The sequence below is a fragment of the Pedobacter rhizosphaerae genome (genome assembly GCF_900111155.1).
In the GTDB taxonomy this organism is placed as follows: domain Bacteria; phylum Bacteroidota; class Bacteroidia; order Sphingobacteriales; family Sphingobacteriaceae; genus Pedobacter; species Pedobacter rhizosphaerae.
The window spans coordinates 15,315-27,931 of sequence record NZ_FOGG01000048.1 but is presented as its reverse complement, the minus strand read 5'-3'; the positions used below and the strand labels follow the sequence as shown (position 1 = coordinate 27,931).

The 12,617-nt window shown below is 40.1% G+C and carries 9 protein-coding genes; 1 reads left to right on the top strand and 8 read right to left on the bottom strand.

Annotated elements, in window-relative coordinates; all coding sequences use genetic code 11:
- The 3 genes from BMX11_RS22335 to BMX11_RS22325 all read right to left on the bottom strand — a co-directional run.
- The coding region (locus BMX11_RS22335; protein WP_090889218.1) for a sodium/sugar symporter at nt 1-1,653 on the bottom strand (1,653 nt) is incomplete at its 3' end.
- A gap of 38 nt (nt 1,654-1,691) precedes the next feature.
- Nucleotides 1,692-2,843 carry a galactokinase gene (locus BMX11_RS22330; protein ID WP_090889224.1) on the bottom strand — a complete coding sequence of 384 codons (1,152 nt, stop codon included), beginning with the start codon at nt 2,841-2,843 and terminating at the stop codon, nt 1,692-1,694.
- A 37-nt stretch (nt 2,844-2,880) separates the two neighbouring features.
- Nucleotides 2,881-3,933 (bottom strand): UDP-glucose--hexose-1-phosphate uridylyltransferase, encoded by a 1,053-nt coding sequence (locus tag BMX11_RS22325; RefSeq protein WP_090889221.1) that lies wholly within the window; start codon nt 3,931-3,933, stop codon nt 2,881-2,883.
- 147 nt (nt 3,934-4,080) lie between these two features.
- Between BMX11_RS22325 and BMX11_RS22320 the strand changes: the two genes are divergently transcribed.
- A complete protein-coding gene (locus tag BMX11_RS22320) occupies nt 4,081-4,785 on the top strand; it encodes an NUDIX hydrolase (protein ID WP_090889216.1) in 705 nt (234 codons plus the stop codon).
- Nucleotides 4,786-4,799: 14 nt separating this feature from the next.
- On the opposite strand, the gene BMX11_RS22315 is transcribed toward BMX11_RS22320, so the two are convergent.
- The 5 genes from BMX11_RS22315 to BMX11_RS22295 all read right to left on the bottom strand — a co-directional run bounded on the left by BMX11_RS22315 (nt 4,800) and on the right by BMX11_RS22295 (nt 12,613).
- Nucleotides 4,800-5,885 (bottom strand): phosphotransferase enzyme family protein, encoded by a 1,086-nt coding sequence (locus tag BMX11_RS22315; RefSeq protein WP_090889213.1) that lies wholly within the window; start codon nt 5,883-5,885, stop codon nt 4,800-4,802.
- 124 nt (nt 5,886-6,009) lie between these two features.
- Entirely contained in the window at nt 6,010-7,362 is a 1,353-nt protein-coding gene (locus BMX11_RS22310) for a Gfo/Idh/MocA family protein (protein WP_090889210.1), read from the bottom strand.
- A 703-nt stretch (nt 7,363-8,065) separates the two neighbouring features.
- The gene (locus tag BMX11_RS22305) at nt 8,066-10,510 is read right to left on the bottom strand and encodes a zinc-dependent metalloprotease (RefSeq protein WP_090889207.1); all 2,445 of its coding nucleotides are present in this window, start codon (nt 10,508-10,510) and stop codon (nt 8,066-8,068) included.
- A gap of 54 nt (nt 10,511-10,564) precedes the next feature.
- Nucleotides 10,565-11,101, bottom strand: a complete 537-nt coding sequence (locus BMX11_RS22300; protein WP_090889204.1) for a DUF3347 domain-containing protein — start codon at nt 11,099-11,101, stop codon at nt 10,565-10,567.
- Between the two features lie 87 nt (nt 11,102-11,188).
- Nucleotides 11,189-12,613 carry a RagB/SusD family nutrient uptake outer membrane protein gene (locus BMX11_RS22295; RefSeq protein WP_090889201.1) on the bottom strand — a complete coding sequence of 475 codons (1,425 nt, stop codon included), beginning with the start codon at nt 12,611-12,613 and terminating at the stop codon, nt 11,189-11,191.
- Nucleotides 12,614-12,617: the final 4 nt, after the last annotated feature.

The window sequence follows — 12,617 nt, the reverse complement described above, 5'->3', positions numbered from 1 at the left end:
AACCAATAAACCAACAATGATCAATGCACCCACAGCAAAGCTGGTGGTTGTTTTAAACATTTTGGCATCAATATCAAGTCCTTTAGGGTTAACACCGTTTTTGTTCTCAAATAAGCTGATGATCACCATCCCTACAATACAGAATACAAACACGATACCCATACGGTCTAGGAAAGGGATTTCATATATGCCTGCCGCATTCTTAACCGAGAAACCAATCCCCGATAGGAAGGAAAGATCGGTCATGTTTGGAAGGGCTTTCAACAATAACGATAAGCCGAAACCACCAATAGTTGCAAACAAGGCCGCATTGGAAGTAGTCCGTTTCCAGAAGAAACCTAAAATAAACATGGCGAAGATACCCGGGGATACAAAGCCCGTATATTCCTGGATATATTGGAAACCACCTTTTTTATCGATACCCAGGAATGGTGCAATCACCACACCCAATATCATCGCTACCACTACGGCAATCTTTCCGGTGGCTACCAAATTCTTCTCAGAAGCATCTGGTTTTAATACTTTCTTATAAATATCTAAGGTAAAAATGGTGGCGATACTGTTCGCTTTACCCGCTAAAGAAGCTACCACAGCTGCTGTTAAGGCCGCAAACGATAATCCTTTCAAGCCCGCAGGCAACAGGTTCAACAATACCGGGTAGGCCCTGTCTGGGTTTACTGATCCATCCTGGAGCATCTCTGACTGGAAAGCACCGTCTTTGTACAGCACGTAAGCCGCAATACCGGGAAGTACCACAATGATAGGCATTAACAATTTTAAGAATGCCGCGAAAAGGATACCGCCACGGGCAGTATTCAAATCGGCACCCAGGGCACGTTGGGTAATGTACTGGTTACAGCCCCAATAGTTCAGGTTAACAATCCACATACCACCAATTAACACACTTAACCCCGGAAGGTCGATATAGTTCTCGTTATCAGGTTTAAAGATCATGTGGAAATGCTCTGAGGCCTTGCTGGTCATTAAGCCATAGCCATTAAGCACACCTGTGGTACCGTAGTGTTCCGATACTAAGTTTAAGGCTAGGTAGGTTGTTGCCAAACCACCCAAAATTAAGAAGAACACCTGGATAACATCGGTATAACCGATTACCTTCATCCCCCCAAGGGTAATGATAATGGCAAAGGCCGCAATGGCATACATACAAAGTTCTAAACTGAACCCTGAAATACTGCTTACCGCCAGGGCACCCAGGTAAAGGATGGAAGTTAAGTTTACTACCACATAAAGCAAGAGCCAGAAAACGGCCATAATCATGGCTACCGTACCGTTATACCTTTGGTGAAGGAACTGCGGCATGGTGGCAATCTTGTTCTTCAGGTATACCGGGATAAAGAATACGGCCACAATGACCAGGGTAAGCCCGCCCATCCATTCGTAGGTGGCAATGGCCAGCCCCATCTTAAATCCCGAGCCACTCATCCCGATAAACTGCTCTGCAGAAATATTGGAGGCAATAAGCGAGGCCCCGATTGCCCACCAGGTAAGCGACCCTTCGGCCAGGAAATAATCTTTAGATCCGGTAGAGGCAGATTTCTTTTTGTTGTAGATGTAAAGACCATAGGCCGCTACAATAACGAAGTAGATCATAAAAACTATGTAATCCTTCGTCTCTAATAAGTTGTGCTTCATTAAGTGATAATTTGGTTAGTAATATATAAATTTTTTAATTATACAATTTGAGATGTTCCATCAGCACTTTCTACTACGTAAGCATCTAACTTTAATCCGAATTTTTGTTGATAGGCCTTGCTTATATTTTCAATAAGCTCCTCTATCACTTCATTTTTAACTATGTTAATGGTACATCCACCAAAACCACCACCCATCATCCTTGCGCCCAATACCCCTTCTAAATTTTTTACCGAATCTACTAAAAAATCAAGCTCTTCACAGCTCACTTCGTAGGCTTTACTTAAACCTTCGTGTGTTTGGAACATTAAAGTGCCCAAAGCTTGTAAATTACCGCTTTTTAATTCTTGTGCCGCTGTGGTTAACCGCCCAATTTCTTCCACTACGTAACGACATTTGCTGTATACTTCAGAATCCTGCGGTTTTACAAATTCGTCAAGCATCGCTACAGTGACATCACGAAGACTATTTACTGCAGGATGATGTGCTTTTACCCAGGCTACCCCTTGCTCACATTGCTCCCTTCTCTTATTATAGGCAGAATCTGAAAGAGAGTGTTTTACATTGGTATTTAAGAGTACCAATTTATATCCTTCCAATTCTAATGGGATGTATTCATACTCCATTGATCTGCAATCTAACATTACGGCGCGATCTTTTTTCCCGAACACGGAAGCAAACTGATCCATGATTCCACAGTTTACACCTGCAAAATTATGTTCTGCCTTTTGTGCAATCAAAGCAATATCCATTTTCGGAATGTCTAGTCCGAAAAGTTGGTCAATGGCAAATCCGGTAGCACATTCCAATGCCGCAGAAGAAGATAAACCAGCTCCTAGCGGTACATTACCATCAATATAAATGTTAAAGCCGCCAAAAGTGTAACCTCTTTTCTGAATCTCGCTTGCTACGCCTAATATATAATTTGCCCAGCCTTTGTCTGATTTTTGTATGTCGGCCACTTTAGCCACATGCGACTGCTGATAACTTTCTGAAAAAAGGTGAATTTCATCATCTTTTCTTTTAGAAATGGCTACGTATATAGCCTTATCTATGGCCGCAGGAAGTACAAATCCCTCGTTATAATCGGTATGTTCGCCAATAATGTTAATTCTACCTGGAGATTTAACCAGCAAGGGTTCATCCTGGTACAAGTCTTTGAAGATGCTCTTCAATCTTTCAATATTCATTTGATATGTTTGATCAAGGTTAAGTTCTATCATCCTGTTAACCTTTATTTTTATAATGTACGGTAGGCAATTCTCTTAATTTATTGGCTGCAAATTCTGGCGTAATATCGCGTTGTGGGTTAGCCAGCATTTCATAGCCCACCATAAATTTCTTCACCGTTGCCGAACGTAAAAGTGGTGGATAGAAGTGCATGTGCCAGTGCCACTCCGCACTATCGCCACTATTAACAGGAGCCTGGTGCATACCAGCAGAGTAAGGGAAAGAGGTTTCGAAAAGATTATCATATTTAATGGTAAGCCTTTGTATGGCATCTGCCAGTGATTTCTTTTCTGATGCAGTAAAGAACTTGATACTGGTAATGTGGCGTTTACTTACAATCATAGTTTCATAAGGCCATACTGCCCAGAAAGGTACCAGTACCACAAAGTGATCATTTTCAAAAAGAATCCGCTCTTGTTTCTTTAATTCGAGACGCAGGTAAGCGCTTAGCAAGCTTTCGCCATGCGCTGCGAAATAACTTTTCTGGCGTTCAGTTTCTTTCGTAATTTCTAACGGAATGTCGCTTGTAGCCCAGATTTGACCATGTGGGTGGGGATTGCTACAGCCCATAATGTCTCCCTTATTTTCAAAAATCTGAATGTATTTAATCCATTCGTTTTTAGCAAGCTCGTTAAATTCAGCTTGCCAAACCTCTACAACCGCCTCAATTTCAGTTGTACTCATTTGTGGAAGGGTAAGGTTGTGCTTAGGACTAAAACTAATTACCCTGCAAATCCCTTTTTGATTTTCTGCAACCAATAAATCGTCTTCATTATATTTTGCTGCCGGAGTATCTGTTAACAGCGCCGCAAAATCATTATTAAAAACAAAACTCGATTCGTAAGCTGGATTGGTTTCTCCGTCTGCTCTTTTATTTCCCGGACATAAGTAGCATTTTGGATCGTATTCCGGGCGATTATCGGGAGCAGTTTCTTCCACTTTTCCTTGCCATGGGCGCTTGGTACGATGAGGAGAAACCAGTACCCTTTCCCCTGTGAGGATGTTTAATCGCGTGTGCGGATTTGAATCAAGATCAAAAGTTTGTTGCATAGTTTTATTTTGTTGATTAGAAAGCAACAGAAATAATTGCCGCAATCTGGGCACAATGTATAAATTAATTATTAATTGTCAAATAGACATTTAATAATAATTTTTATTTTCACTAATTTTTAACATCTTCAACCAAAATTCCCTATCATGATCGAATATTCCAGTCAACCCCATTATCTAGTTGCCGTAGATTGCATTGTTTTTGGCTTTGATGGGGAGCACCTCAAGATCTTATTGGTAAAACGTGGCTTAGAGCCCGAAATCAATAAATGGAGCTTAATGGGAGGCTTTGTAGGGGCTGAAGAAAGTCCTGACGATGCGGCAAACAGGGTGCTCAAAAAAATGACAGGATTAGAGGGGGTTTACCTGGAACAAATGCAGGTTTATGGCGAGCCTAAAAGGGATCCGATTGAACGAACCTTATCGGTAGGTTATTTTGCTTTAATCGACATCCACAAATATGAGGAGCAGCTTAGTGACGATTATGAAGCAGAGTGGTTTTTAATTAATGATCGGCCAAAACTAATTTTTGATCACAACCAGATGGTGGCAGATGCGAGAAAAAAATTACGTTATAAAGCGGCATTACACCCTATTTTATTTGAAATGCTTCCGAAAAAGTTTACTATTCCACAGCTACACATCTTGTTTGAGGAAGTAAACGACACCAAGATTGATACCCGAAATTTTAGCAGGAAAATAACCTCTACTAAATTATTGATTAAATTGGATGAGAAAGATAAACTGGGCTCAAAGAAAGGTGCTTTCTATTATAAGCTGGATAAAAAAGAATATAAAGCAAATGCCCAGGCTTTTCTAAATCTTATTCCGAACATAAAAACCCAGGGCTAGCTTAAATTAAAACACTAAACCGTTTTAATTTCAATACCTTTTTTAAGATCAATGGCTTTGATAGCCTCATTAAACTCAGGCTCTGCAGCAATATACTTGTTCAAAAGATCGATTTGATTTAATGCCCTCTTTAAATTTTGTTCGGGATAAGTGGTTTTGTAATAAACGTCTCCGTTTAAGAAATCGGTAAGAAACCTGAGCGCCTGCATGTAAATCATAAACTTTCCGCTATATACAAACAACTTATCTTCTGCTACAGAAAGAATACGGTGCATTTCTTCCATGTAGCCCTTATAAATGGCCGAGAAAATCTCTACACGAACCTGCACACGGTTCAGATTAGTTTCTTCTTCGTTGGCTTCCGAAAGATAAGTACGCATCATATCACCTACGTCACTAATAAAGTATCCCGGCATAACGGTATCTAAATCAATCACACATAAGCCTACGCCTGTGCCTTCGCTTAGTAACACATTGCTGATCTTTGTATCGTGATGAATTACCCGGTTTGTCAGGTTCCCCTCTTCCGTAATCCTTTGATAATCAACAGCTATATCTAAATGCCTAACAGTTTCTTCTATTGCCCAGGCAGCACGCTTTAAACGGTCATCGGCAGCCGTTTTCAGTGCTTGCTTAAACTGTTCTACCCGCAGAGGGAGGTTATGAAAGTCGCTAATGGTAGGCTTTAATTTCTTCACATCAAAAGCATCTAACATGCGGGTAAACTTACCAAATTGCTTGGCAGCATGGTATGCTTCTTCACTTTTGGTAACGGAATCTAAAGAATGGGAGCCCTTAACAAAGGGGAAAAGCCTGTAAAAATCGCCTTCCAGCTCTACCAGCTGATCTCCATTTACCGTATCAATAGGGGCAACAAATAAATACTTAGGGGCAGTAAGATCTAAATGTCTCTTTAATAAGAGTAAATTATGGGCGATATCGCCGGGGGATTTAAAAACATTTATATTGATACGCTGCAGCACATAGGCTTTCTCAGCATTGGAAACTTTCCAAGTATGATTGATCAAGCCAGAGCCAAATGGTTCAACAGTAAATTCTTTTGAATCAAGCCCATAAACATCTAAGACCTTTTGAAACATATAATGGTGTAATAATTATTAATAAGATGATTTCAGGTATTACTGTTAATCTGAATGCCTGTAAATTTAGATGGATATATGTATAGAGCGGGCTAGGCCAAAAGCGCGTCACCCGCATCCGAGACTAAAAACCGCTATCGTCAAGAGCGAAAGTATTTTTTCTCTCTTTCCATTTTCCTTTTGTAAAATCAGGGAATTTTTGTGGTTTATTCCCTTCTTTCAATGATTTGGTTGAAAGTGGTGTAATTACACTCATGGTTACCGAATCATAAACATCAATTGGTGGTTGTTTTTTCTGTTTAACTGCTTCTATGAAGCCATTGAAAACAAACCAATCCATACCGCCATGACCAGCACCTACAGCTTCTTTTTCATATTTTTTCCAAAGTGGATGATCGTACTTATCGAACCACTCTTTTGCAGGATCCCAAACATCATGCTTGGCTGATTTTTTTTCGATGTAAACCGACTTATTTACATCCATCCAGATTCCCTTGGTACCCTGAACACGGAAACCGATAGAATATGGACGAGGCAAATGTGTATCGTGCGTTAATAAAACGGTTTCACCATTTGCGCAGTTAATTAAGGTAGTGGTAACATCGCCATTTTTATAGTTGATTTTGGCATTTGGATGACCTGGAGACATATCTTCTACGTAAGCTGCCAGACCTCTGGCCTTCGAACTGAATGAAACCAGGCTGGTAAAGCGGTTACCTCTATTGATATTTGCATATTGCATAATTGGTCCGGCACCGTGCGTTGGGTACAAATCGCCATCTACATCAATATTAAATTGTGTTCTCCACTGTGCTTCACTTAAAGCTTTCGGACCGAACTCTACACCTCCACCATAATATTGCTTTCCGTCATTAAAAAGTACACCTCTCAGGTCGTGCTGGTATCCACCTTCGAAGTGGAGCAACTCTCCAAAAAGACCTTGTCTCACCATATTTAAAGCAGCCATAACATCTCTTCGGTAGCAAACGTTTTCTAATGTTGAATATGGCATACCTGTTTTCTCAGAGGTTTTTACAATATCCCAATGATCATTAAGCGTAAGACCTGCGATTACCTCGCAACCTACGTATTTACCCGCAAGCATGGCATCCACTGCCTGATCACGGTGAAACTGCCATGGTGTTGAAATAATAACAGCATCAATATCTTTTCTTTCGAGTAGTTTTTTATAGGCATCTACTCCGCCGGTATATTCTGTTGGTGCCGGTCTTCCCTTTTTAGAAAGGAATGAACGACAGATTTTTAATGAACTTTCTTGTGTATCGCAAATGGCTACAATTTCTACATCATCTCTTAAGGCACCTTCAGAAATGTGACTCATTCCGCGTGCACCAACACCAATATAGCCAAGTCTTACTTTTGCACTATCTGAGGATGCGAATAAACTTCCAGTAGGCAGGATGGTTAAGCCTGCTGCTGTTAATGCTCCGTTTTTAATAAAATTTCTACGTTCCATTAGGATGTTTTGTTTTTATGTTTAGTAGTTCGATTTTCAAGTATACGGATATTAGCATGTTCAAAGCGCGATTAACTCCACGCAAACGATTGATTAATTTTATTGTTACCCAACCGATTACAATCTATACCATACCTCCAAAAGAATTAATCGTCTCCTCAACAGTATTCAAATCAATTTGTAATAAATGTAAATACGTTTTACTAACCTAATGATAAAAATTGTATTTCCCGAACCCTCATTAATTGGTCAAAAAACGCTGCTAAAAAATCATTAGGCAATACTTTATTAATAGTTCTAATTGCCGGCTGCTTTTGTTTCGATACCGTCAAACGTTTGCGCAAAACTTGTGGATGTTGGGTGAGTCAGGGAATATGGGTGGGCTAACCAACTCAGCACCTAACCAACTCACCAGAAGTAATCAGTTGGCAGTTGGCAATTTTCACGTAGTTTTTGGTGGATGTTCCGTGAGCCACGGAACATGGGTGGGCTAACCAACTCACCACCTAACCAACTCACCAGAAGTAATCAGTTGGCAGTTGGCAATTTTCACGTAGTTTTTGGTGGATGTTACATGAGCCACGGAACATGGGTGGGCTAACCAACTCAGCACCTAACCAACTCACCAACAATTAAACCCCAAAAAAAAACCTCCTACCCCACTAATGGAGTAAAAGGCTTTTTCAACTGCTTAGGTGTATATTTACAGTTTGTTCATTTCATGCAGAATTTTATCTAATTCATGCTTAATATCTTGAAAGTGAGCAGCATTTCCAGGATTTTGCTGTATCATTAATGGAATTTCGGCACGCAACTTTTTAGTATGTGCAATTACCATTAAACGCGTATCATCACGCTGTGCGCTCGATCTAATCCAACCATCTTTTACCTGCTTCGGGTTTATAATAAATTGAAGCTTCTCTACATAAGAACGCTGTAAGCTTCTTCGTAAGCTATTCGCTACCTCATTTTTCCCGAAAGGCTTCCAAACTTCCTTTTTAATGTCATTTAAATAAGCTGCCGGAGTATAAGGTGTAGCAGATTGTAAAGCCGTATTGTTAAAGTTAAAGAGTGTAGTTGGGTTAATCATTACGTTTAACAAACCATTTTGCTGCTCCAATAAATCATCCAATCCTTTAGTGCCTAACTTATCGGTAATATTTTTTGGATAAAGCCAGAGCGGCGCATCGAAAACATTTTTACCTACATAACGGATGGTTTCCTTTTTACGCTCGGCAGATACTTCGGTATATACTGCACCTGCCTGCTCAATACTTTTAACGGTAACATAACGGCCAGAAATATTTTTCATCACATGGCCCAGATATTTCTTATACTGTGCAACCGCAGCTTTATGCATTTCTTCCAGATTGGAATAAAGGTCTCCATTTTCCTTCGTCCATTCTGGTAATTGTGCAATTACTCTTTTTAAATTCTTAAGACCATATTCGCTGGCCTTTACCTGGTTATCACTTAAATCTTCAGTCTGGCTTCTAGGATCTTCATTTTTTCCTTCACCTCCAAACCATAATTTCGGATTACTTTTGAGGCTATCTATAATGAGTTTGTTTAGTACACCTTGCTCCTGCTCTGCACTTTGGTTACCCGGTAAAACGCCGTACCCCCATTGAATAGCCCATTTATCATACGCTCCAATACGTGGATAAATACCCGCCTTGCCAATATGATCTTCTGGTTGAGCCACATAATTGAAACGGGCATAATCCATAATAGAAACGGTATGGCCATTGGCTTCTACCCACTTTTTATCGCGGAGTTTCTCTACCGGCGTTTGGCTGCTTGCCCCCATGTTGTGTCTTAAGCCAATGGTGTGTCCAATCTCATGTGAGGATACAAAGCGAATCAATTCGCCCATTAATTCATCATCAAATTCCATTTTTCGTGCCCTAGGGTCAATGGCGCCTGCCTGAATCATGTACCAGTTATGTAAAAGCTTCATCACATTGTGAAACCAGGCGACATGACTTTCGATGATTTCTCCACTGCGCGGGTCGGTAATTCTTGGTCCGTATGCATTTGAAGTTTCTGATGCCATATAGCGAATCACCGAAAAACGGGCATCTTCTAAACTCATGGTGGTATCTTGCTCCGGCCATTCTTTGGCAATGATGGCATTTTTGAAACCAGCACTCTCGAAAGCTTTTTGCCAGTCGTTTACGCCGGCAATTAAGTAAGGACGCCATTTTTTAGGCGTTGCCGGATCAATGTAGTACACAATCTGCTTCTTAGGCTCTACTAAAATTCCTTTTTTATAGTTCTCTAAATCGGCATCTTTAGGCTCTAAACGGTAACGCTGAATAAAATCTTGTGTTCGCGTACGCTGACTGCCTTCATTAAAAAGCGTATAGCGGTTGGTAAAATAACCTACACGCTCATCAAACAATCTCTTCTTCATTGGCTTTGCCGGAAGCAATACCATCGAAACATTTATTTCATAAGTAGCTACGCCAGCCATTTGGGCCGCATACATAGAAGGCGAAGAACTGTTATATGTTTTGGTGGTTCTCACTTCCACATTGATAGGATAAGTTGAAATCCGATTGATAAAGGTACGGTCATCGGCCAGACTTCCCAGCTTTGCTATGCCCTTGTCTTTAGATCCGATAGCCATTACCGGGTTATCCTTCTTGAAGAGATCAGTTACTTCAATTACGGTTCTCTTGTCGGTTTCATTATAGGCTTTTACATCAAAAGCAGCTGCAATGGGATTAATGTTGGAGGCCTGGATAGCTTTGTAAATGGCCTGCGTACTGTCTTCACTGTCGTTGCGATAAACTACAGCTCTCAGAAACACTTTATTGTTGGCGGCCTTCTCAAAATAAATGGTCTGTTCGTTAGCCTCTTCTCCAGCTTTTGCATCGCCATGTGGGGTACCGATATAGCGGGTTACCACTAACAGGTAGCGATTAAAAAGTGAATCGGGTATTTCGAAATACCACTTGTTATCGGTGTTTACTACCGTAAATAATCCTTGCTGCTTTTTAGCAGATGCAGGAATTACTTTGCTGTAAGGCTGTATGGCTACAGGCTTTTTTACAGAATCGGTTTTGGCAGGCGTTGGACTAGGTTTTTGAGCAAAAAGGGTTACATTGCATAGCAGGGCTACACAAAGAAAAAGATATTTCATGGCCTCAGTTGTGTGTTGATTGAATTAAAATTACAGGAAGCGTTAAAGTAGATTTTACAAGCTGGCTTTAACCTCGCCGCAGGTAAGCATATTTTTAGGGTAGTAAGGGTTTTTGATTTCCTTTACATCGCTTAACCAGGTTTCACCTGTCATGGGGCAAACCTGTTGGTATAAAGGCATATTCTCTGGCTTAAACTTAGCCGCAATAGGCCAGAATTTAGTAGAAAGTTTGCCTAAGGTTTTGCGCTGCTGATTAATTTTTTGGGTATTGGCAATCTCATTGGCCAGAGCCATTAGTTCTGTACGAGTAGTAGTTGCTTCATTCATTTGCTCCAGCGTAAGCTTTTTGAACTTGAATTTCTTCAATGCACTTACAAAAACCTCGGCAGCTTTACTTGCTCCTACACTATCAGAACTTACCAGGCTGTTTTTAATATCCAGGTAACTTTGTGTCACTTGTTTTTTAAGTTCTTCACGTTGTGCAGCCAGTTCTGGAGTAGCTACTTCTGCTTTCGAGCTTAACTGCGCCATTGCCGGAACACTGCATCCCAGTAATAGTGCAAGACTTAAAATTTGAATTTGTTTTTTCATTTGTGGATTGGTTTGAAGGGCTTAAGCCTATAAAAATTCAACCGATCTGGCAGCCATGTGAACTGCCCGATCGGCGAAAGATTTTAATTAGAAAGGAATCCGTTCGTCGGTGTTTAAGGTTAACGAAGGATTTTTCCGCAATACATTTAAAGGGAAAGGGATAATGTATAATCTAGATCCTGGTTTTAACGTATAAGTTTGCTGAGGAACCGTTTTATTTACGATTGGAAAAACCCGTGTAATGGTTTTGGCATATTCAGGTTCATTATTTAATCGCTTTAAATCAAAGAAACGATTCATACCAAAAAGCAATTCTTTTCTTCTTTCGTTAATTACCAATTCCATAGTTTCTTTGCGCGTAGCTGGTACAGTAAGGTTTACTGTACCCGAGGTAATGCGTTTTGCCCTCAACTTATTCAGGATATCTACGGCACCCGAAAAATTATTTTCCCTGGCTAAACACTCCGCCAGCATTAAATGTACCTCTGTTGTTTTCATCCCCACCGTGGCATAAAAAAACCTGGTGTAAGGTATATTGTGGTAAGCGGTGTTAGAACCAATATCTAAGAAACTAGCATTGGTACTGGTAAAGAATAGATTATAGCGGGCATCGTTGCTTCCAAAAAGATTACGCAATTCAGGGCTAATCACATTCTGATAAGCGAAATTCATTTCATTATAACCCGTCATGTACATATAACTTAATACCTCTGGATTATTAGGTGCAATAACAGGTACACTGTTTGGCCCTCCTTGTGCAGTATAACTCACTAAATCAAAAATTTGATTATTTAAAGCTAATGAACGTTCTGCTGCCTGTTTAGCTTCTGCAATTTCACGCTTGAATAAATGTATCTTGGCTTTGAATGCATAAGCAAAGGCTAAAGATGGGTGGTAAATATCTAAAGGTTTTTCCTGTAAATAAGGGATAGCCTCGTCAATATCTTTCAAAATAAAATCGTAAGCTTCCTTTACCGTAGATTTCTGAGGTTGAGCTTCTAAGTCGAACTTATCCATAAGACAAATCCCGCCATCAGTCGCAGCAGTTGCCGGATCATAAGCTTTGGCATAAATATTCACCACCAAAAAATGATCGTAAGCACGTAATACCTTAGCTTCTGCCTTCGCCAATGCTTTAACATTATCATCTCCCTTACTATTATCAACTAAAGAAATAATTGTATTCCATCTATTGATGTAGGCGTAAGCTTGATTATAAAAGCTTGAGGAACTCATCAGGGAAACCCGGTCTGCTGTTTCGTTAAATAGAAAGTTAATGGTATTGATATTGGGTGTAATACCAATCACATTAGATTCTTTCATCCATTGGTCGTCTGACAAGTATTGAAAGTTATTGATAGGATATCCTCTATTTGGAAAAGAGACCAATTCATAGAAATCATTTGCTGTTTCAACAACAAAGGAGCCTTTTGGTATAATATCAGTATACTTTTCGCAGGCTGTAAGCGACAATATCGCAAATGATAGAAGTAATATATTTAAACGCTTCATAGCT